The organism is Pedobacter psychrodurus (assembly GCF_032678585.1).
Lineage (GTDB): Bacteria > Bacteroidota > Bacteroidia > Sphingobacteriales > Sphingobacteriaceae > Pedobacter > Pedobacter psychrodurus_A.
Window position 1 is genome coordinate 1 of record NZ_JAVTSN010000073.1, and the last position, 22,599, is coordinate 22,599.

At 38.6% G+C, this 22,599-nt stretch carries 20 protein-coding genes, 1 tRNA gene, 1 pseudogene and 2 riboswitches; of the genes and pseudogenes, 16 read left to right on the forward strand and 6 right to left on the reverse strand.

Annotated features, from left to right (window positions below):
- Positions 1–19: 19 nt before the first annotated feature.
- From R2S57_RS28710 to R2S57_RS28720, 3 genes and pseudogenes are all read left to right on the forward strand, one after another.
- Positions 20–355: pseudogene (locus R2S57_RS28710) on the forward strand (transposase).
- Between the two features lie 423 nt (positions 356–778).
- Positions 779–1,357: a TetR/AcrR family transcriptional regulator gene (locus tag R2S57_RS28715; protein WP_316848347.1), complete on the forward strand. Its 579-nt coding sequence runs from the start codon at positions 779–781 to the stop codon at positions 1,355–1,357.
- Positions 1,358–1,452: 95 nt separating this feature from the next.
- Entirely contained in the window at positions 1,453–2,244 is a 792-nt protein-coding gene (locus R2S57_RS28720) for an SDR family oxidoreductase (protein ID WP_316848348.1), read from the forward strand.
- A 72-nt stretch (positions 2,245–2,316) separates the two neighbouring features.
- Here the strand turns inward: R2S57_RS28720 and R2S57_RS28725 are convergent, their stop codons facing one another.
- Positions 2,317–2,940, reverse strand: coding sequence for a TetR/AcrR family transcriptional regulator (locus R2S57_RS28725; protein ID WP_316848349.1), 624 nt, complete (start codon positions 2,938–2,940; stop codon positions 2,317–2,319).
- A 160-nt stretch (positions 2,941–3,100) separates the two neighbouring features.
- On the opposite strand from R2S57_RS28725, the gene R2S57_RS28730 reads away from it, so the two are divergent.
- The 3 genes from R2S57_RS28730 to R2S57_RS28740 all read left to right on the forward strand — a co-directional run bounded on the left by R2S57_RS28730 (position 3,101) and on the right by R2S57_RS28740 (position 6,305).
- Positions 3,101–3,355, forward strand: a complete 255-nt coding sequence (locus R2S57_RS28730) for a hypothetical protein (RefSeq protein WP_316848350.1) — start codon at positions 3,101–3,103, stop codon at positions 3,353–3,355.
- A gap of 8 nt (positions 3,356–3,363) precedes the next feature.
- A complete protein-coding gene (locus R2S57_RS28735; RefSeq protein ID WP_316848351.1) occupies positions 3,364–4,107 on the forward strand; it encodes a DUF3667 domain-containing protein in 744 nt (247 codons plus the stop codon).
- Between the two features lie 842 nt (positions 4,108–4,949).
- Positions 4,950–6,305, forward strand: coding sequence for an ectonucleotide pyrophosphatase/phosphodiesterase (locus R2S57_RS28740; protein WP_316848352.1), 1,356 nt, complete (start codon positions 4,950–4,952; stop codon positions 6,303–6,305).
- Positions 6,306–6,405: 100 nt separating this feature from the next.
- Here the strand turns inward: R2S57_RS28740 and R2S57_RS28745 are convergent, their stop codons facing one another.
- Positions 6,406–7,452, reverse strand: a complete 1,047-nt coding sequence (locus R2S57_RS28745; protein ID WP_316848353.1) for a M64 family metallopeptidase — start codon at positions 7,450–7,452, stop codon at positions 6,406–6,408.
- 199 nt (positions 7,453–7,651) lie between these two features.
- On the opposite strand from R2S57_RS28745, the gene R2S57_RS28750 reads away from it, so the two are divergent.
- The gene (locus R2S57_RS28750; protein ID WP_316848354.1) at positions 7,652–8,515 is read left to right on the forward strand and encodes a helix-turn-helix transcriptional regulator; all 864 of its coding nucleotides are present in this window, start codon (positions 7,652–7,654) and stop codon (positions 8,513–8,515) included.
- 116 nt (positions 8,516–8,631) lie between these two features.
- Positions 8,632–9,957: an amidohydrolase gene (locus tag R2S57_RS28755; protein WP_316848355.1), complete on the forward strand. Its 1,326-nt coding sequence runs from the start codon at positions 8,632–8,634 to the stop codon at positions 9,955–9,957.
- Between the two features lie 7 nt (positions 9,958–9,964).
- Here the strand turns inward: R2S57_RS28755 and R2S57_RS28760 are convergent, their stop codons facing one another.
- A complete protein-coding gene (locus tag R2S57_RS28760) occupies positions 9,965–10,459 on the reverse strand; it encodes a nuclear transport factor 2 family protein (RefSeq protein WP_316848356.1) in 495 nt (164 codons plus the stop codon).
- Between the two features lie 157 nt (positions 10,460–10,616).
- Between R2S57_RS28760 and R2S57_RS28765 the strand changes: the two genes are divergently transcribed.
- Positions 10,617–11,084, forward strand: a complete 468-nt coding sequence (locus tag R2S57_RS28765) for a hypothetical protein (RefSeq protein WP_316848357.1) — start codon at positions 10,617–10,619, stop codon at positions 11,082–11,084.
- A 357-nt stretch (positions 11,085–11,441) separates the two neighbouring features.
- Positions 11,442–11,717 carry a hypothetical protein gene (locus tag R2S57_RS28770; RefSeq protein WP_316848358.1) on the forward strand — a complete coding sequence of 92 codons (276 nt, stop codon included), beginning with the start codon at positions 11,442–11,444 and terminating at the stop codon, positions 11,715–11,717.
- Positions 11,718–11,810: 93 nt separating this feature from the next.
- Here R2S57_RS28770 and R2S57_RS28775 read toward each other — a convergent pair whose 3' ends face one another.
- From R2S57_RS28775 to R2S57_RS28785, 3 genes are all read right to left on the reverse strand, one after another.
- Positions 11,811–12,383 carry a DUF4833 domain-containing protein gene (locus R2S57_RS28775; protein WP_316848359.1) on the reverse strand — a complete coding sequence of 191 codons (573 nt, stop codon included), beginning with the start codon at positions 12,381–12,383 and terminating at the stop codon, positions 11,811–11,813.
- Positions 12,384–12,419: 36 nt separating this feature from the next.
- Positions 12,420–12,602, reverse strand: a complete 183-nt coding sequence (locus R2S57_RS28780) for a hypothetical protein (RefSeq protein WP_316848360.1) — start codon at positions 12,600–12,602, stop codon at positions 12,420–12,422.
- Positions 12,603–12,681: 79 nt separating this feature from the next.
- Positions 12,682–12,781: riboswitch (SAM riboswitch) on the reverse strand.
- 25 nt (positions 12,782–12,806) lie between these two features.
- Positions 12,807–12,877 (reverse strand) — tRNA-Cys (locus tag R2S57_RS28785).
- A gap of 978 nt (positions 12,878–13,855) precedes the next feature.
- Positions 13,856–13,953, forward strand: a riboswitch (SAM riboswitch).
- 161 nt (positions 13,954–14,114) lie between these two features.
- Here R2S57_RS28785 and R2S57_RS28790 point away from each other — a divergent pair.
- From R2S57_RS28790 to R2S57_RS28815, 6 genes are all read left to right on the forward strand, one after another.
- Positions 14,115–15,416: a TlpA disulfide reductase family protein gene (locus R2S57_RS28790; protein WP_316848361.1), complete on the forward strand. Its 1,302-nt coding sequence runs from the start codon at positions 14,115–14,117 to the stop codon at positions 15,414–15,416.
- A gap of 76 nt (positions 15,417–15,492) precedes the next feature.
- Entirely contained in the window at positions 15,493–16,812 is a 1,320-nt protein-coding gene (locus tag R2S57_RS28795; protein ID WP_316848362.1) for a TlpA disulfide reductase family protein, read from the forward strand.
- Positions 16,813–16,843: 31 nt separating this feature from the next.
- On the forward strand, positions 16,844–17,485 hold the full coding sequence (locus tag R2S57_RS28800; RefSeq protein WP_316848363.1) for a YceI family protein: 642 nt from the start codon (positions 16,844–16,846) through the stop codon (positions 17,483–17,485).
- A gap of 260 nt (positions 17,486–17,745) precedes the next feature.
- On the forward strand, positions 17,746–18,699 hold the full coding sequence (locus tag R2S57_RS28805; RefSeq protein WP_316848364.1) for a cytochrome-c peroxidase: 954 nt from the start codon (positions 17,746–17,748) through the stop codon (positions 18,697–18,699).
- 110 nt (positions 18,700–18,809) lie between these two features.
- Positions 18,810–21,578, forward strand: a complete 2,769-nt coding sequence (locus R2S57_RS28810) for a TonB-dependent receptor (RefSeq protein ID WP_316848365.1) — start codon at positions 18,810–18,812, stop codon at positions 21,576–21,578.
- Positions 21,579–21,586: 8 nt separating this feature from the next.
- Positions 21,587–22,450: a DUF4397 domain-containing protein gene (locus R2S57_RS28815; protein WP_316848366.1), complete on the forward strand. Its 864-nt coding sequence runs from the start codon at positions 21,587–21,589 to the stop codon at positions 22,448–22,450.
- Positions 22,451–22,599: the final 149 nt, after the last annotated feature.

The following is a 22,599-nucleotide window of genomic DNA, read 5'->3' on the forward strand; positions in this document are numbered from 1 at the left end:
AGAAGGGTTTCTTAAAAAAATATTTGGAAAGCTGTTTGGGGACAAGGGATACATATCCAAAAATCTGTTCGAAATACTTTTTACTGACGGTATACATCTGGTAACAGGAATACGTAACAAAATATAGAACAGCTTAATGAGCATGAACGACAAAATAATGTTGAGAAAAAGATCGGTCATAGAAACCGTAAACGATGAGCTTAAGAACATCTGCCAGATGGAACATTCAAGACATCGTTCCTTCATCAATTTTGTCGTTAATATTCTGGCTGGATTGGCAGCATATAGCTTCTTCCCTAAAAAGCCATCAATCAAATACCAAACTATTAAAACTAACCAGTTGTACGCATTTTAATTATCGAACTCAGGTTAATAGATTTGTGTAATTCGACCTGTGGCTGCACTATGATCCATATCTTATCATCTTCTTTTTCTTTGACTGAGTCTTGGCAGGCGAATAGGAAAAAAATTAAATATAGCGACGAAAGGATATTGGCAATCTTTTTCATTGAGGAGAGGTTAAGCTTCATAATTCTGTTCAGTTTCACCATTTAACAATGTAGCAGGTTTTTAGTTCTACTTCACTCACATTCTCAAATGAGAAATAATAAACTGATCATTACGTTTCAATTTCTATGCCTGAAATTATATAGTGAGCTAAATGAATTTAGTAGTTAGTTTTTTGTCATAAACTTTTTGAAAAGAAAATATCAATAATGACACTAATCTGGAACGGTTGTTTCAGATTAGTGCTAGGTTTGTTGTGAGTGAAATAACTATGGCAAGAAATGTTGAGTTTAATGAGGAGGAGGCGGTGCAAAAAGCAATGGAGGTTTTTTGGGCAAAGGGCTATAATGGCACCTCGCTTCGCGATTTGACTGATGCAATGAAGATCAATAGCAGCAGCTTATACAATACCATTGGCGATAAGCAGGAATTATTTGTGAAGTGTATTGCGCTTTATACCGAAATTAGAGCAAAAGATTTAATCCAGCGGGAAAAGAGTAAAGCTTCGGCGTTATCCATACTAACAAAATACATAGAGGATTCTGTAAAGATCGTTATCATTGAAAAAAATGGCTGTCTTGCTATCAAAACTGCATTTGAAGGCGCTACTGATGATGCCAGAATCAAAAGTTTAATCAAAAACGATAACGATAATAATTACAAATTTATAAGCGATACCATAGCAAAGGCAATGGCTGCAGGAGACATATCGGATGATGAAAGTCCGGAATTACTTGCGGATTTCTTCATTAGTGTATGGACAGGTTGGTACGAGTCTTATCTGATTCATAGGGATCCTGTGAAGATCAAAAAAATGGCGCAGTATTTTATTAAACAAATTACAAAATAACCTTTTTTTTCTTCTATTCTGAAATGATTGATTCAGAATTGGGATTAAATTTCGTCTTATTTGAAACAATCAATTCAGAATTATAATTTAAAAACATGAGTCAAGAAAATCAAAATCAAGAGTTGCAGGGCAAAATCGCCCTGGTAACTGGTGGAACTAAAGGAATCGGCAAAGCTATTGCCGACAGATTGTCTAAAAATGGGGCGCAAGTGGTCGTGACTGCAAGAAATCTTCCAGAGGATTTAAATCCTGAGCATTATTTTATAGCGGCTGATCTGGCTTTGCCAGAAAGCATAGCCAATGTTGTAGAAGAGATTAACGCGAAGTTTAACAAGGTAGATATACTAATCAATAATGCTGGTGCAAATAATGCCCCTGCAGGAGGCTTTAGTGTATTAAGTGATCAGGATTGGAGTAATGCCCTGGAAATAAACCTCTTTACCGCGATCAGATTTGATAGGGCTTTATTGCCAAAAATGATGGAGCAAGGCAGTGGCGTGATTATTCATATTTCTTCGGGTGTAGGGGTATTACCCCTTTGGCAAACCACCATGCCTTATGCTGCGGCTAAAGCTGCACTTAATAATTATAGTAAGGCACTTTCTAATGAAGTAGCCACTAAAGGTGTTCGGGTAGTTACTGTTTCGCCTGGAGTAATAAATACAGGGGCTATGGAGGGGTTTTTACAGGGCTTAGCTGAAAAATCAGGGGCTAGTGTTGAAGAAATAACAAAACAGCTTATTGCTCAAATTGGAGGAATTCCATTAGATAGAATGGGAGAGGCAGAAGAGGTGGCGAATCTGGTAGCCTTTTTGGTTTCGCCAGGAGCATCATACATCACCGGACAGAATTATGCCATTGATGGTGGAGCTAAACCAGTAGTGTAAACAAGTTAAGGCCTATAAATCACGACTGATTTATAGGCCTTTCTTGATTATATCTTTTGTTTAGAGGATGTGTTATTCGTAAGTCTTATCAATCAAAAATGAAATTGCCTCTTCAATTTCTGATCTACCTGCTACACTTTTTAAGTCCAAACCACAGAAAGTACAGTCGTTTGTAGTGGCGTAAATGTCCAGATAGTAAATTCCTGATATCAGCAATGCAATAACGGCGCGGTATCTTTTCGCATTTTCTTTGAAATGTGGGTCGGTTATACCTTCGAATAACATGGCGCCATTTTCTTCCCGGTTATCAGCGAGCTTTTTTAACGATTTCCTGTTCTCTATCAATCCCCAAAGTATGATTTTCTGGAATTCCTTATTTTTAAAAACATAATCAAATTGAGATAGCAACATCGTTTTTGAAAACGTTTTTCCACCATCATTCACCATAGGGCCAGCGGATTCGTTTTTTACATTGCTCCAAAAATCCTGCGAACGGATATATTCATCGATGAGTTCATCTTTCCCTCCAAAATAGTTGTACATGAGTTTTTTATCCAAACCAGCAGTTCGGGCAATATCATTAACCTTAAGACCTGCAAAACCTTTGGTATGGAGTATTTTCTCTACTGCATCTAAAAACTTCTGTTTACTTTTTTCCTTGTTCCTTAACGTTTTAACCGCTGTTTCCTGTTCCATTTGATGAAAAATTATCGCTCCGGAAAATTACGCAATCAAATTTAAATATTTTTATCACCAATTGGTGATATGTTGTATATTTGTTCGCTGTAAAGGATGCATAAAATAATTATGCCGCTCTACAACATAACCAGCTGCATTAACCTCACCAACAAACAACATGAAAAAGGGAGTTCCAATTACTGAATTATCTGTACAAGAATTATATAAAAGGAAACAAAGTTTGCAAGGCGTACTCATTGGGCTTGGCCTGGTACTGCTTGCTGCCAGTGTGATCATACTTTATCTTGCCTTTTCATCCAAAATGCCAAAGGTGCTTGTTATAGTTCCCATTTGCTGTTCATTAACCTTTTTGCCAGCTTTTATCAGTTTGGGCCAGATTAATACAGAGATTAAAAACAGGAATTCAAAATAGCCACATCGATGTCACCAGATTGCCTAAATTGTGCCGCCCCGATTACGCAAAATTTTTGTCCGAACTGTGGTCAAAAATCTACTACACACCGTTATTCCATCAAACATTTCCTTATACATGATTTTATCCACAGTGTTTGGCATGTAGATAAAGGTATTTTATTTACGCTTAAAGCGTTGTTTACCCGTCCTGGACATAGTGTCCGCGAATTTATCCAGGGCAAAAGGGTACCCTATTTTAGTTTTGTGACGCTCATCCTGCTCATTCTGACGGTATCAGGTCTTATTGCGCCGTATACACACGGCAATATGTCTGATCTGATGCCTCAGGAAAGCAGAACAATGATGAATGATCTCGAGAAATTTATATCTGGCCATCCGAAACTGATCCTGATTATCGCCATTCCGATTTATTCGGTTTTTAGTTTTTTGTGGTTTAGAAAAGCGAGGCTTAATTTTTCCGAACATCTGGTTTTAAATTCGAACCGGATTATTGTGGAGTTGATCGCTGGCCTTCTTGTTTCGGTACTGACCATTTTTTACACCAATAACATTGTACTGGCATTTTTGTACTTCGGTATGCTGAGCTTTTTGGCGCTTATGTATAACATCTGGTTCTTTTATCAGTTTTTTTCTGGATTTAATTATACTAAAAAGGCATTGTTATTCAGGAGTATTCTTGTTCCAATGTCTTATTATTTATTGTCATTTTTGATTGGAGTGGTATTTGCCATTGTTAAAATAAAGCATTAATCATTTTTTCATCTACCTGTGAAAAATAATATTAATACAATTTTAATAATTTCTTTCTTTACTGAATGAGAAATGTCTTAACATTTTTAAATCAAAATTTTATTTGTAGATTTGTAGTATAATGACACTTAAGACATTACATATTAATAATCCATCTGACAAAGTACTTAACTTTGTGAGAAAACTGCAATCAGAAAAGGAAGCAAAATTAAAGCAGCTCGATTCTGAAAGAGAAAAGTATTTCGCGAAAAAGAAGTAATTTTTATGGGTGAAAGGAGGATTATTCCCTTAGTTACTAAGGAAGGGCATAACTACCTTATCCAATTGAGTTTTTAGATAAACATATCCTTCCTAAGGGTATTAGGGCCGATGTGGTAGATGTATTGATTTCGGTTGAAAACAATGTTGGCATCAATAATGGATATACATTATCTCTTCTTGCCGAAATCATGAGAAAGTTCATCTCAGAAAATAATGTTATTCTATATTGTTATTGTGATCATGCCGAAATTGTAAGGAGTGACAAAAGGCAAAATACAAGTCCTCAGGAATATAGGAGCCTTTTGTTTTCTGCAATGTTTGCCAAACAAGGCAATGATGATTATGTAAACCAATTAATCGTAATCAATGATAAAGTGGATCATTACATTCATTTAATTTCCAATAAAAATAACAATAAAGACATAGAATTGTTAAAGCGGGAAGTCCTATCTAATAAGTAAAATTCAGTATTACCGACCTCATTATCCCTATCCATAAAGTTACCAGCACTTAATATTTTCTTAATATTTTTTCAACCTTAAAAGCATTTTGCGCAGATACCTTCGCGTAAAAATAATTTTATGAAGAAGATCGTTTCGCTGATCGCCTTGTTTTGGCTTTCAGTAGGGTATTTGTTGGCCCAGGAGAATCATGTGGTACTAATCAGTATAGATGGTTTACGCCCCGAGTTTTATTTAGACCCACAGTGGGGGATGGTTAATGTACGTCAGGGCATGAAAAATGGCTCTTATGCAGAAGGGGTCCGTGGGAGTTTCCCAACAGTAACCTATCCTTCGCATACCACCATAGTAAGTGGTGTATTGCCGGCAAAACATGGTATTTATTACAATACCCCTGTTGAGCCTTTAGGTATTTCTGGTAAATGGTTCTGGTATTATAAAGACATCAAAGTACCCACGATATGGACGGCTGCTAAAGATGCGGGTTTAACTACTGCAGGCATTAGCTGGCCAGTAACCGTTGGCGCACCAATTGATTATAATCTGCCCGAATATGTAATCCTTCCAAAAGACAAAAGCGAGAAAAAAGACGAGATTAAGGCCATGTCGCAAGAGTCTAATCCAAAAGAACTCTTCCAGGAAGTTCAGGATAATGCCATCGGTAAGTTTGGCGAATATGGTGCTTCCATTGATTTCTACACCAGCGATCAAAATAAGTCGAGAATGGCTGCTTATATTTTGAAACGGTATAAACCTGCTTTTTTAGCTTTGCATATTGCTTTGCTTGATCATTTTGAACACGAGCAGGGCCGTGATGGAGATAAAGTAAGATCGGCTATTGTTGGTGCCGATGTAGCTATTAAAACCATTATGGATGCAGCAGAAGCTGCGGGTATCAGTAAAAATACCACTTTTATTATTACCGGTGACCACGGTTTTGTAGATATTCATACGCAGTTTAACCCTAATGTGATGTTGGCTAAATTGGGTTTATATAGCGACACCAATAGAGAAAACTGGAAAGCCTATTTTCAACAAAGTGGCGGTTCATCATTTTTGCACCTTAGAGATCCTAAAGACAAAACATCGTTAGAAAAAATAAAACAGGCTTTGAGCCAGCTTCCAGAAGGTATCCAGAGAACATTCCATGTGCTTGACAAAGAAGCTTTAACGAAAGCGCAGGGCGATCCAAATGCTTTTATGGCATTGGCCGCGAACCAGGGTTTTAGTTTTGGTGCCGCTGCATCGGGCGAAATGCTTACTCCGGCAAGTGGAGGCACGCATGGTTATTTGCCAACTGATTTTAAAGAAATACAAACTGGTTTTGTGGTGTTCGGCAAAGGCATAAAACAAGGTACGGTGTTGCCATTAATGGGACAGGAAGATATTGCACCATTAATCGCGAAATTGCTAAACCTGAACCTTAAAACCGATGGTGTGTTGTACCCTGGCTTACTTACACCAGCGAAAAAATAATAATAGTTTATACTTCGGTCCGTGGCTTCACGGACCGAAAATTACTTCGAAAAACATGATAAATTTTGATGGTCTGTGAGCCACAGATCATGGGTAGATATTATTTTATGCTTATGGATTGTTGCCTTAGCTGATGTAATTTAAGTGCATTTTCTTTCATTTCAATAAAATCATGTCGTAAGGGTGGGATTTGTAATGTAGCGGTTGCCGGTATTGGTTTAATATTTTTAACATCGTCCTTTACAAATAATTCCAGGTCGAAAGGTATATTCATTCTTGCGTATATCATTCTCACTATGGCTTCCCGACTAGGTGCATTAAACGACATCACACTAAAATCTCTCATGATACTCGTTTCTTCGGGACGATAAATCCCGTGCCCCCGGTAGTAGCCGCCTTCGAAAGCGCCAAGCTGCGGACGATAATTTTTGTACTCCAGTAGCTTAGCCCATTTGATTTTAGTAGGATCTGATGTAATGTCTACATTTGGTAAATAGGGTAGCACATTCATAGGGTAATTATCGGCAATAGCCTCTTCTACATACTCATCGGCAAGACCTGCAAAGCTGTGGCCAGCTTCATGAACTAAGGTAAACCGTGCTAGTTTATTGCTCGAAATTGTGGCAATGCTTCCTCCGGTACCAGCATAACGTTCATCGTTTACCAGCATTACTAAAAGTGCGATTTGATTGGTAGGTACAGCTTTTGCCGCATACTCGTAACATAAATCATAATTGCCGGGGAGTAAATACCGGTCGTTTACAGTGCCAAAGTAAGCATCGAACTTGGTTCTTTGGGGGGTATAAGTATCTGCGGCACCACTAACTTGTGATTCTGCATAAACCTGATAGATATTAAAATAATTTTTATATTGTTTAAATGGTTCTACGCTAAATAGAAAATCTGTGGTCTCCTTTACGAGAGCGTCATACCTGCCATTTTCTTTTAAGTCCTCTTTGGTAAAAGCGTCTCCTATAAAAACAATATTTACACCATCAGGTCTGTTGAATAACATTTTTGAAACCTCTCCATCGTGATGGTAAACAACAGGAGGAGGAAGGGGTGGTGTTGGAAGTTCTTTTTTAGAACAGGATTGTAAGATTAAAAGGCCTAATAATGCAATAAGGGTAGTATTTCTAATAAACATTTGATGTTGAGCTTAATTTAATTTAATTCAAAGTAACGAATGTTATTCGGAATTTTAATCAATTACAGTTGAATACGGTTTTATTTTTCTATTAATTGTGTGAAAAATTACTAGACACTTTACACATGAGGATTCAAGTATTACTATATTCTATACATTGTTTTTTCGTAACTTCTGTTCAAAATGGTATTTTTCGCCAATGGACGTGACTGTAAATTTCCCGACACTCGATATCAGCGAATTTTGGCCAAGCCAGGATGCGGGAAATAATTTGTTGTACCACGAAATAATAGGGGAAAGGTATATCGAAAAACCACACAAGCACGATTTTTTCCTGTTTATGCTTTTTGAAGACGGGAGCGGCACACACAGTATAGATTTTGTAAATCATCAGGTAAAGCCTAAACAGTTGCACCTCTTGTTTCCGGAGCAGATACACAAATGGAAACTCGGCGGAGAAACCCATGCCCACCAATTGATGATCAGTAAAAGTGTGTTCGAAACGTTGGCCAATTCTTTGCGCTTTTCGTTAATCCTATACCAAAATGATCCGGTCATAAACCTAAGTGCTGATGCTTATGCTAAAATCTTGTACGAATTTCAGTGTGTTAGTTCAGAGCTTAAAAAAACAGCAATCTTATGGGAGATCATTGATGCGAGGGTCAGACTTATAGCCCTGTTGATTAGCCGGGAGGCAGAAACACTTTTTAATAACCAAACCGTTTACAAGACTAAACCGGTGCTTTTCAAATACCGCTCGCTGATTGATGTTTATTATAAAAAAGAAAAACTAATTGCTTTTTATGCTGATCGCTTGAATATTTCGGCAAATTACCTGAATATTCTGTGTAAGAAACATTTCCATGAATCTGCAACTGCACTGATCCATGAACGTTTAATTCTAGAGGCAAAACGGATTTTATTAACAACAGAAATTCCCATTAAAGAAATCGCTTTCGATCTGGGCTTTTACGATGTAGCTTATTTTTCCAATTCTTTAAAGATCAGACCCAGATTACCCCTCGTAAATTTAGAGGACAGTCATAGATTAAACCATATTTAATACATTTATTCATCAAATAAATGTAAGTAGTTATAAATGATACAATTTTTAGCATAGATCCTACCATTTGTAAACTGAACAGAACGTTATTTTTGTAAGCAAGAAACCCTGTTATCATGAATCCACAATCCATATCCAGAAAAGATTTTATTAAAAGTTCTTCTATTTTATTAGCCAGCACGTGCTTGCTTTCAGCAGAACAGGCAAACGCAACGCAAAATATAAAAGGGAACTTAGCCGGTAAAACACTGTTATTAAAAAATGTAAAGCTTGAAACCGGATTTGAATACGATGAGGATGAAGTAATCAAAACCAAAACAGAACTTTTTACGGTGGAAATTGAGGATGGCAAGATTAAACAGGTTCTTGCTAATCAGCCCAACGCGAAAGCCATTGATGCAAAAGGATTGTTAATGCTTCCTGCATTTAGGGATATGCACATTCATTTGGATAAAACGTATTACGGATTGCCCTGGCAGGCTCATTTGAAAAAGAATAAGTCTGTAAAAGATATGATCGCTTTTGAGCAACAGGTAATCCCTGAACTTTTAAAAACCTCCATTCCACGTACCGAAAAATTGATCGGATTACTGCAGTCATATGGAACCAGTTATGCACGATCACATGTAAATATCGATCCTACTTCTCAACTGGATTCTTTAAAACATTTGCAAACCGCTTTAGAACATAAAAAGAAATCTTTTGGAGCCGAATTGGTGGCTTTTCCACAACATGGTATTTATTACACCAAATCGGCAGAATTATTAAGAGAGGCCGCCAAAATGGACATTGATTTTATCGGTGGCCTTGATCCGACCTCAATTGATGGGGGGATTGAAAAACACATGGATTTTGTGGTGCAGTTGGCATTGGACCATGGGAAAGGGATTGATATCCATCTGCACGAATCTGGAGAATCTGGAGTGAAAACAATAGAATACCTGATTGCTAAAGTAATGGAAAACCCGGGGTTAAAAGGCAAAACTTATGTGAGCCATGCTTTTGCTTTGAGGTATCTTGATAAAAACAAAACTGAAGAAATCGCCGAAAAATTGGGCGTTGCAAAAGTGGGAATTGCTTCTACCATTCCACTTTCTGGCAATCCGATGCCAATCCCAACTTTATACAAATATGGGGTTGAAGTGCTTGCAGGTAATGATTGTATTGTAGACCATTGGAATACTTTTGGCACAGGTAGTATTTTGCAGAAAGCAAATATAGCTGCTCAGATATATGGTTATCGTACCGAATTTGAATTGTCGAGGATATTAAAGCTTGCAACGGGTAATATCCTTCCATTAGATGACAAAGGGGACAGACAATGGCCAAAAACAGGCGATAAAGCCAATGTGGTGCTGGTTGATGCAAGTTGTTCAGCTGAAGCAGTATCGAGGGTATCGCCGGTTAAATCATTGATCCATGATGGAAATGTAGTGTTCTAATTTCGATTTAGTCGCTATGCATCTCATTATGGCCATAGCTGATTACGCGGGCGAGTTTCCAAAGTCCATCTTTATATTGCCAAACCTGAACAAATTTATAGGTACCACTGATTTTTTCTTTTTGGCCCTTATTGGTATGGTAAAACCGATGGATCCCAATTTCGACAGCACCATAACCTTTTAAAGGATGAACCTCCAAACTGCTTTTGATCAATTCCCTTCGGATATGGTTGCCACGTGCGCACATTTCTTTAATGGATAACATTTCTATGTCTGCACCAACGGCAAGTCCGCCCAGATCGTGGTAAAATTCAAGATCGTCTTTCAGGAATTTTCTATAGGTAACTGTATCGCAGTTATTAAAGGCATTAAATAAAAGACTATCTGCTTTTGCAATGGCTTGATATAAACTGTCGGGTGCAATGGAAGGACTTTTCTGCGCAAAGCTTGAATTTGTAAAAAGACCTATAAATAGGATGGAGAAAAGGATTCTATAATTCATTTGGTTGATGAGTAGACTTGTTTTTTATAACTGAACTAAGCCCAAATGTTTTAAAGAGATAGGTTTTCGTAAATGTTAACGCTGTAAAGCTAACTAATTTTGGCACTTTCAACCGTCTGGATGAATTAAATCTTAAATATTTAGTTAACTTAAACTTATGATTCATGTTAGTCCCGATTTGCAGGAAGAAGCCCGGTTACTCGTTGCTGGTAACCAAAAAATATTGGCAGTAAAATTAATTATTGATCATACACACTGTGGGTTAAAAGAGGCTAAAGACTATATAGATGGATTGCAGGCAGGTGCCAGGAACCCCGGTGTAGCGTATAATAACTTAGATGAACAATTGTTTGCGATTTTAAGTCAGGGCAACAAACTCAATGCCATAAAGTATTATAAAGATACCACAGGTGCGGGTTTGGCAGATAGCAAGGATTATGTAGAAAAATTGATGCAAAATGGGGTTGGAAGTAATAGCCTACAACAAAATAGGAATACCGATATTAAAAATATCATTGCCAACAATGCCATAGAAAGTAATGGTGCGCTTAAAAAATATCTGGTTAAACTGGCCATTATTATTTTCATTGCCATTGCATTAACCTACCTGATGTTTAAAATCTAATTAAGTCAAAATAACTAATGAGTGCCCTGACTTCAGCAATGCGTCACCCAATTTGAACTTGAAGCTTTTTGAATTGGATAAAAGTATCATGATTTTTAAAAACAAGCATCTACACGATTCTCAGAGCGTCAAATTGCGCTTGCGTCACCTGACGCTGAAGTCAGGAAAGTAATGGTGCGCTTAAAAAATATCTGGTTAAACTGGCCATTATTATTTTCATTGCCATTGCATTAACCTACCTGATGTTTAAAATCTAATTAAGTCAAAATAACTAATGAGTGCAATATTTCTGATAGAATGAAAATGTAGCATTTAAAAGTCTTATCTTGATTTTACACACAAATAAATCTTAAGAACATGAAAATTACATTAGACACAAAGTCTCTTTTGTTGGGCTTTTTAGGCGCTGGATTAATGTTTATCGCCATCAGTTTTAAAAATGAACAGAGTCCTTTTATTGGGAAGTACCGCACTGAAGTAAATGCCAATAATATGGTGGTCATCCTTGATACCGAATCTGGAAATTACATTATTGCACCACCTGTACAGCAGAGTGGAAAAACAACCTGGATAAAAGGTGAGTTTAATAAAACATTTAACACTGCTATTGACAATAAAAAAGAACCGAAATAATAGAAATATTGTTGTCATCCTGAGCCTGTCGAAGGACAATTAATGTGTTTCGATAGGCTTTAACATGACATCATGGGTTGAACAAAGACACATTTACTTTACACTTATCCGCTCCACTATAGGTTTACCGGTCGATTCTTCTATGCCTTCTACTTCTGCATACTTTACATTTGGAAGCCAGAAGCTCCCACCTTGTATCCTGATAAATAATCGGCTAACCCTGATGGTGCGGTTGTTTATGGTTACCGAAACATGGTAACTTTTATCGCTGTACTTCTGTAGATAAAAAGGAAGTTTTTTATGCGATACAAACCTAAACTCATACTTGTCTGTTCCCAAAGCTTTTGTATCAATGCCATAAGCGAATTTCCTTTGAATATAACCAAGGTCTTTTTTTTGTCCTTTTTCGCCGTAACGGATCCAGTAAACCTGGATGGGAGATTCCGCATCGATACTGCCGTTTGCTTTGATATTTAGTGCATAGATCAGCGTATTCGTATTTGGATCACGCTGGAGATAAAAAAGCAGGTGATCTACATTTTTTGGGGTGGGAAAGCTGACGGGCGAAGGGTCTTTCGATTGTGCCCATGTTTGAATGGAGCAAAGAAAAAAGCTTAAAACAATTGTAAATAAGATTTTAAATATTTGTGGTGGTGTTAAATGCATTTTAGGCTTTTTTATAGAGGAGCGGGTGGGTTTATATTAAGTATCTGTTTCTTGTTGATCATTTGTATGAATTTTTTCATCTGTTTCGTTTAGCTGTTCATTGTACAGCCGATCCGATTCTGCCTTACAATGTTCGTAGTCATTTAGTTTTTCGCAGGAAGTATTTCCATGGATTTCGAAAAAGTCTCTGATGGATGGATAATCAAAATAAACCGACATATCATAAAATTTAGGTTACCAGGTCAGAAAGAGATAGCTTTTGATCATTCGCTGAAAACAGAAAAAGAATCTGCTTTCAAACTCATCTTCTCTGCAGCTGCAGAAGGAGTTAGCACCTTGTTAATCAACAGGTTGCTAAGACATCAAAGGGCCATTCCCTACGTCTTTCTTGATAAGTATGTATTAAAAACAATAACGTTTTAGACGTCATGGACGGAATCGAACCGCCGTACTAGGTTTTGCAGACCTTTACCTAACCACTCGGCCACATGACTATATCATCTTTCCGGGAAGCTATTTAATTCGCATTTCGAAGAAGACTCAGCAAAAGTAAAAAATAATTACTATAATTTCTATAGAAATAGTAGTTATTTTTTAGATTTCTGATTTTTTACCTGGATTTTATCTCTAATGTGTTGAACTTTAGTTGTTTGATTTCTTTTCTGCGGTTTGTCATCCTAAGTACAACGAAGGATCTTTTAGCAGTTAATTTTAATATTTAATAAAAGATTCTTCACTTTTTTCAGAATGACAGTAGCTCCGCATACTTTATATCTTCCCTTAGCGCTCTTTGGGGTTAAAAACGAAAAATGTAATAGGGGTGATGGAATTGATTATGATTCAAAAATGGTATATTTAATGGTTTGCTATGGATGAACAGAAAGCACAAAACATTTTTCACGTTTACTCATCCTGAACGTAGTCTAGGGATCAATGAGCGATGCCCTAAAGATTCATTCATTCATGTACCCAAACTATATACCCTTCGACTACGCTCAGGGTAACACGATGCGTTACACTCCATGCACTCTGCCCATGTAGCTATCACACTCATTATTACAAATTATTCTACTGTAAATCAGTTGTTTATGAATAAAGTCTATAAAATCTATAGGAATACTTGTGTAAATTGATCAAAGTTTATACTTTTACAAAAAAATACAATAGTTCACTAGCAAATTTACGTTCGATATGAAACTCCGCAGACAACCTCAGCCATATTTTCTGATCAATTATTCAGATCAGTACAACTGCTGTTGCCGCTAATATAAACTAAGGTACGGATCACCTGTTACAGGTTTTCATTCAGATATTCTTATTTAAAAATCCTGGTACCCCGGGGCCTTTTGATAGAATATTATGGTGGTCATGTATTTCAGTCAATAAGTTGCCGGGGTATCAGGAACGGCCTAACTAATCACCACCACTAGTTTAGGTTATTACTCTAATTAATTCACCACCATTAATTAGTTGATTTATACAGAAGAAGGGAGAGTCAGTACTCGTTGAACTTCTAGCAACTTTCCATAGGAAAAAGTGCTCAAACTGATCTAGCAATAGATTATAAATTAACCGATAACATTAAACTCATCGTTTCCTGTTAGGGATTTCATTAAAGCAGAAACAACTGTAAAAACAGCTGTATGTATGCGTCTGGATTTTTCTAAGGGAGATTTGAGCCTTGTTATTAAAAAACTCTAAAACGATAGTGTTTAACTAATAATGATGATTATGAAAACGAGAATTACCTCAAAAATCGCATGCCTAACCACCTCAGTATTGTTACTGGGAGGCATTGCATCAGCCAAACTGGCAAAACCTTTTCCTAAAGAAGGCATCTGGAGGGGCGAGTTTAGTGTAAGTGAATCAAAAGTGCCCTTTAACTTCGAATTGAAGGGAAAAAATCCTCAGACCGCTATTTTAACGTTAATTAATGGCTCCAGACGGGATGATTTTCATGTAGAACGCCGAGGCGACGATTCGATCTATGTAAAAATGAATACCTATGATGCAGCTCTGGTTGCAAAGATCGAAACCGATGGTACCTTATCGGGCGAATACCGCAGTCTTGTTCCTGGTTTCAGAGGCAATTCTCTTCCTTTTGTAGCCGAGCATGGAAAAAGTTACCGCTTTGTAGAACCAGGCAAAGACATCGCGCCAAAACACAACATTTCTGGTAAATGGGAAATAAAAACCTATACCAAAGAGGCTGTGCCGGCATCTATTGCCTTATTAAAACAGAATGGAAACAAACTTACAGGTGTAATCATGACCGTTGTTGGCGATACCCGTGAGCTTGAAGGTACCGTTCAGGGTGATGAATTTGAATTGTCAGGTTTTACCGGGCCTAGTCCGTTTATTGTGAGGGGAAAAATAAACGACGATAACAGCATTAGTGGAGAACAAGGATTTGGGATCTATAAAAACCTGAAATTTGATGGTCAACGTAATGAAAATGTCGAACTTCCAGATCCTTACAAACTTACATTCCTTAAAGAAGGTTATAAAAAACTCGATTTCACTTTCCCAGACCTTACAGGAAAAAATGTTTCCTTAAGTGATGATAAATACAAAGGTAAAGTGGTAATTATTGAAACGATCGGTACCTGGTGCCCGAACTGCACCGATCAAACCGTATTCCTTTCGCCCTGGTTTAAAAAGAACCAAAAACGTGGTGTTGAAGCCATAGCAATCGGTTTCGAACAAAAAGATGATCTTGAATATGCGAAATACACATTGGGCAAACTGAAGGAGAAGTATGGCATTACCTATGATATCCTTTTCGGAGGTATTGCCGATAAAAAAGTAGTGGCCGAAAAACTGCCTGCGTTAAATAAATTCATCGCTTTTCCAACCACCATCATTATCGATAGAAAAGGAAATGTAAGGGAAATTTATACCGGTTATACCGGAACCGTAACCGGAAAATATTTTAACGATTATGAAACCAAATTCAATAAAGTGTTAGATGAACTAATTGCGGAACCTGTACCCGAAAAATTAGCTGCTGCAGAAACACTAAAAAGTAAATAAAACCAAACCAACTAAACTAAATATTGGGCTGCATCTTATGCAGTCCATATTTTAACCTACACTAAAACTTTAAAAGATGAAAAACAACTTTGCTAAAATGCAGGTGCTGGCTTTGGCATCCCTCATTTCTACGGCGGCTTTTGCTGCAAATAAAGTGCATGAAGAACCAAAAGCAGCCAAAAAATTTATAAAAGAAGGAATATGGCGCGGTGTTTTTAAAGTAGCCGAAACAGAAGTGCCCTTTAATTTCGAGTTAAAAGGAAAAGATGCCGAACATGCCACATTTACATTGTTAAACGGAACACGCAGAGACGATTTCCATATCAAATATCTAGGTCAGGATTCTTTGTTTATTAAAATGAATACCTATGATGCCGCTTTGGTAGCCAAAATAGAAAGTGATGGCAGGATCTCTGGCGAATATAGAAGCCTGGTACCGGGTTTGCAGGGCAATGCCTTACCTTTTACCGCCGAGCAGGGTAAATCTTATCGTTTTGTAGCACCTGGAAAAGATGTTGCACCTACCGCAAATTTGACTGGTAAGTGGGAGTTTAAGGGATTTTCTAAAGAAGCCGTTCCAAACAAGGTAGCCATATTAAAACAGAAAGGAAATAAACTCACAGGTGTAATTATGCAGGTTACCGGCGATAGCCGTGAGTTAGAGGGCACCGTACAGGGAAACCAGTTTGTGCTTTCCGGTTTTAGCGGTCCTAGTCCGAAAATTTATAAAGGCACCATTAACGAAGACGGTACACTTTCTGGTGAAATTAGCCAGGGCATTTACGATAACCTCAAGTTTACTGGTGTAAAGGATAGTCAGGCAGAACTGCCAGATCCTTATAAACTTACGCATTTAAAAGAAGGCGTTAAAAAGCTTGCTTTTACCTTTCCTGATCTGAATGGCAAGCCTGTTTCCTTAACAGATGAGAAATATAAAGGTAAAGTGGTGATCGTTGAATTAGTGGGTACCTGGTGTCCAAATTGTACCGATCAAACCGTATTTCTTTCTCCTTGGTTCAATAAAAATGCAAAAAGAGGTGTAGAAGCCATTGCCATTGGTTTCGAACAGAAAGACGACCTTGAATATGGAAAATATACCCTTGGTAAACTTCGCGACAAGTACGAAATTAAATACGATATCTTATTTGGCGGATTGGCCGATAAAAGATTGGTTGCCGATAAACTTCCAGCCCTGAATAAATTCATCGCATATCCAACAACGATTATCATCGATAGAAAAGGAGAAGTACGCGAAATATATACTGGTTACACCGGAACCGTTACCGGTAAATATTATGACGACTACGAGAAAAAATTCAACAAGGTTTTGGATGAATTAATCGCAGAACCAATACCATCAGCGGCCTACTTTGAGGCGCAGGCAACGGGAAAATAGCTAAACCACCTAAACTAAAAACCATAAAATAATGTTACAGTACAAAACGATTGCACTAATTGCTACCACCATCGTAGCTGGATCTTTAATCACTTTAAAGGGGCCAAAACCTAACCTTAAAGCACCTACCGAAACTACGGTAAGGAAATTGGTAACCTATAAGGTAAATGCCGAACAGAGTAAACTTACCTGGTTGGCGAAAAAAGTAACCGGAGAACATTCAGGAACGATCAATGTGACTTCAGGATCGCTGGCCCTGGATAATAAAGTGCTTAAAGGCGGTAGCTTCGAACTCGATACCAAAACCATTGCGGTTACTGATCTTACCGATAAAGAAACCAATGCGAAACTCTTGGGCCATTTAAAAAGTGATGATTTCTTTGCCGTAGAAAAGTTTGGCAAGGCAAATTTTAACATCACTTCAGTACAAAATACCGGAGCAGGAACTTATGATGTTAAGGGTAAACTTACCATAAAAGGCATTACCAACGAAATCAGTTTCCCGGCTACGGTTAAACAAGAAGGCAACAAAGTAATCGCCAATGCAAAAATCATTGTCGATAGAACCAAATATGATATCAAATTCAGGTCTAAAAGCTTTTTTGAAAATCTGGGTGATAAAACCATCTATGATGATTTTGAACTGAATGTACAGCTGATAGCCAATAATTAAAAAATCTCTCTTGTTAGGTTAGTCGAGAACGGGAGGATGTTTATTCTCCCGTCCGCTAGCTAAGAAAGTAGCCCAAAAGTGCCGTCATTTCGAGCGAAGTGCAACGCAGTCGAGAAATCTATCTCGAGGTAGATCTCTCTGTTCCGCTTTGCTCCAGTCGAGATGACGACGCTTTCAATGGAGTCTGTCAATTGTATTCCGGTCGAGATGACTACACATTATAACATGACGCCTAGATATTACCCGAACCAAAGAAATTAATGAAAAGAAGCAAAATAATAATTTCCCTGACCTTAGTTGTAGTGGTGTTTTTAATGGCCGGATTTGGTGCAGATGATCCCACTGTGATTAACAGCAAGGAGCGATTAGGCGAAAAGCTGTTTTTCGATCCGATCCTTTCTAAAGATAAAAGCATTAGCTGCGCTTCGTGCCACAAACCTGAGTTTGCTTTTGCGGATACAGCGAGAGTGAGTTTAGGGGTTGGTGGAACCAAAGGAACGCGTAATTCGCCATCGGTAACCAACCTTTCGGGGAGGCCAAACTTGTTTTGGGATGGCAGGGCTGCTTCATTGGAAGATCAGGCTTTACAACCCATCATTAATCCGGTAGAAATGAACCTGCCCATTGCTGATGCCATTGATCGCTTGCAAAAAGATAAAGATTATGCTGCATTGTTCCAGAAAATTTTTAATGCACCCCCCACACAAAAGAATTTGCTGCTGGCCATAGCGTCTTTCGAAAGGACTTTAGAAACGGCAAACAGTCCTTACGACCGGTACATTAATGGTGATGGCAAGGCCATATCCGAAAATGCAAAACGCGGAAGGATGTTGTTCATCGGGAAAGCCAATTGCAACAACTGCCACTCAGGTGAAGATTTTACTGCCGACCGTTTTAAAGGTATAGGTTTGTTTAATGGTTCCGACCTGAAGGATCAAGGCCGTTTTGAGGTGACGGGCAATCCAGAACATAAAGGGCATTTTAAAATCCCTGGTTTAAGGAACGTTGGCATTACAGCACCGTACATGCACAATGGCATGTTTAAAACCTTAAAAGAAGTGATTCAGTATTACAATAATCCAGATGCGGTAATCAAAGATGGCAAAAACAGAGATCTGGCATTAAATAAACCATTGGGTTTGAGCGAAACTGAAATCAATGACATAGAAGCTTTTTTACTTTCACTTACCGATGATAGATTCAAAAAAAACTAGACCATAAATAGGCATATAAACAAGGCCAAAAATCTTTAGAATTTAATTTTAATCTTAATTCCCACTATAAGGTGGACGGCCATAGCTATGTCTATTCCAAAATAAACAACATGAAGAAAAAACTACTTTTTATATTATTATTGAGCATACTTACCTACACGAAATTATCTGCCCAACAACGGATCATTACCGGAGTGGTGAGTGCGGCAGAAGATCAATCGCCATTACCCGGAGTATCGGTGAAAATTAAAGGACTAGATGGTTCTACTGTTACCGATAAAGACGGGACATTTAAAATTTCGACCAAAAACGGGCGTTTTCTTGAAGTTTCTTATATCGGTTATAAAACAGCCACGGTAGAAATCGGATCGGCGACCAAACTCAACATTTCACTTGAACAAGCCGATAATACTTTGAGTGAGCTGCAGATTGTAGGTTCGCGGAATGCCAACCGGACCAAACTAAACTCACCGGTTCCAGTGGATGTGATTGATTTAAAGACGTTACAGCAAAATTCTCCACAGGCCAGTGTAACGCAGTTGCTCCAATATGTATCGCCATCTTTCCACTCCTCGGTTTCCGGTGGTGGTGATGCCGCATCGGCAACGTCTACCGTACAGCTGAAAGGTTTGGGGGTAGATCAGGTATTGGTTTTGGTGAATGGTAAAAGAAGACATAAAAGTTCGAATATCAGTTGGGGCGGTTTGGGTAATGGTGCTACCGGATACGATCTGAATGCCATTCCGGTAGGTGCTATAGACCGTATTGAGATTTTAAGAGATGGTGCGGCTGCACAATACGGATCGGATGCCATTGCAGGTGTAATCAACGTGGTGCTGAAAAGCAATTCGGATGAAATTACCGCAAGTACAATAGAGAGTATCCGCCGTAGGGGTGATGGATTAACCACCCGAACAAATGCCAATATCGGCCTTAAGTTAGGCACAAAAGGCTTTCTTAATGTTACTGGCGAATATGCTACACAGGCGGTGTCGCTTCCATCTGGAAATGATGCTGATGGCATATACATTGGTCCGGCTTACGGTGGGGGAGCCAATACCAGAGGGTTTGATCAGATTTATACCAAAGAAATTGACGACGCCATTATTGCCAGTCGTGGCATCGATCGCCATTTTTTTGATCAGCGTGGCTCAACCAATAAATCAAAAGATGGCTTATTGTCTTTTAACGCGGCAATTCCGTTGAAAGATGGTTTTGAAGTATATTCATTTGGTGGCATTAGTCACCGCAATTCGCAATTTACTGCGGTTTACCGTCTGCCAGGATGGACTGAAAGGAACAACACCTTTGTTTACCCCGATGGATTTTTGCCAGCCATGGACAATATTATCACGGACCAATCTTTTGCTGTGGGCGTAAAAGGCAAGGTAAGCGGATGGAATTTTGATGTTTCGAATGTGTACGGACGAAATGCTTTCGACAATATCATCAGCAATACGCTGAATGCCAGTTTGGGGCAAAAAACACCGCGTACATTCAATGCGGGCAGTTATAATGCCTCGCAGAATAGTGGAAGTTTAGATTTCTCCAGGAAATTTGATAAAGTACTTAAAGGATTAAATGTTGCCTTTGGCGGTCAGTATAGAGTCGAAACTTATCAGATTATTGCAGGAGAAGAAGGTTCTTATTCAAAAGCGGATCTGAGTACTATTTATTCCATTGGTTATACTACAGGTGGTATTCCATATTTTGTAGCTGCAGGCAGCACGCCTTTAAACGGACTTTCACCGGGTTCTCAGATCCATGCGGGGTTTAGGCCTTCCAATGAGGTAAATGTGAAACGTTCCATTTCTGCGGCTTATGCCGATCTGGAATTGAACGTAACCGACAAATGGCTTTTATCAGGTGCCGTTAGGGTAGAAAACTATTCTGATTTTGGAAGTGTAACCACCTATAAGGCAGCAACTCGATATGGTTTTGCCAAATGGCTGGCCGTGCGTGGCGGTTTTAACACAGGTTTCAGGGCACCGGATCTTGCACAGTTTTATTATACTGAAACGTCTACAACCTTTCAAAATGGTGTAGCAATCGATCAGGTTACCGCAAATAATGTAAATCCAGCCACAAAAGCTTTGGGAATCCCATCACTTCAACCCGAAAAATCGAAGGGTTATTCTGCGGGGATTACTTCTCAACCGATCCAAAATGTAGAAATTACAATTGATGGTTATCAGGTTGATATTAATGACAGGGTAGGCAATACCGGACGTTTTTCTGCCACAGATACTAATCTCCCTGCCGACGTTAGGGCATTATTTGTGCAAACGGGCACCGTACAGGCCAAGTTTTTCTATAATTCATTTAGTACAAGAACCAGAGGGATCGAATTTACAGGAAGTTACCGCTTTTTACTTCCAAACGGTGGTAGTGTAGCCTTTTTGGCAGGGGCAAACCTGCAAAAAACAACATTAACAAAAGTGAATACTCCAAAAGGACTTGAGGCCTACCGTTATATTATTTTTGATGAAAGTGAGGAAGTCCGGGTAACCAGAAGTATTCCAAAAACTAAAGTTACCCTTCAGGGAACTTATAACATCAACAAGTTTAACTTTTTATTGCGTAGTGTATATTTTGGGCCGGTATCGGCAGTGAGCCAGTTAAATGCTAACTTTCCTAAGCCAGATTACTATTATCAAACCTATAGCCCGATATGGATTACCGATATCTCTGCGGGATATAAAATCACACCAGTATTGCAGGCAACAGTTGGCGTTAATAATGTATTTAATGTTCAGGGCGATTATTCCATCCCTGCACCCGGAAGCAATATTACCCGTACCAATGCGCCAAGCGCTGCACAATCGGGTACCAGTACAGGTTTACAGCCATTTATCAGACTTTCGGCCACTTTTAAATAAGATAACACATGAGAATTTATAAATTTCCAATATTACTTTTTGCATTAGCTACTTTCTTGTTTATTTCTTGCAAAAAGACAGATTACCTTGATATTAATGCAGGCGATCGACCCGCTTTAAGTGCAAAGGTTAAGTTTATCAATGCAAGGCAATCAACCACGGCCGTTAATTTCTGGGATTTTACCCGAAAAGTTACGGCAACGGCGCTTCAACGGAATACAGCTACTGGTTATCTAGATACCCAGTTTGGAAAAGTACAGTTCAACCTCACCGAGGGAACGGAACCTTCGTACAAGGCTTCCTACATTTTCGGCGGCAGTGCAAATTTTGTGCAGGAAACCAATTCGGCTTCGTTTGCAGGTCCGAACGGGCCTATTGCAAATTTTGCCCATAGTTTGTTCTCTGTGAAGAAAAGGTTAACCAGTACCTTAAACCCAGGTAATATCGACAGTTTGATCCTCGTTTATGACGACCTTACGCTTCCTGCCAGTGGTAAAGCCAAAATCCGGTTTGCTAATTTTTCGCCAGATGCACCAAAAGTTGATCTGACTTATGCATCAGGTACAGCAATATTTGCCGGAGTAGCTTATGGCAACTTTGGCAACCAGACCCTCATTCCCTATACTGCTGGTAAAGCACCTGCAGTGATTGAAGGTTTAACGTGGAAAACCTTAGGTCCTTTTAAAGAAGTAGATGCAGGCACTAACCTGAGCTTACTGGTAAAGGATAATACGACTAAGGCGACCATTCCACTCACGAATAGTGCATTAAATGCTGCAACTTTTGAAAACGGAAAAATTTATACCATTTACATTAATGGTTCAGTTGTGGGAGCACCTGGTATTACAGCAACTATAATTACGCACAATTAAGCATATAATATTTTCGGTCGGTGAGACACCTGACCGATAGAAAAAACTCCTGGTTCATAACAGGTTTATATTTGGTTAGAAGAAAGGGGCATGTCTGGATAGAATGCCCCTTTGTTTTATCTACGATGGTCCTCGTTTGTAATGAGGAT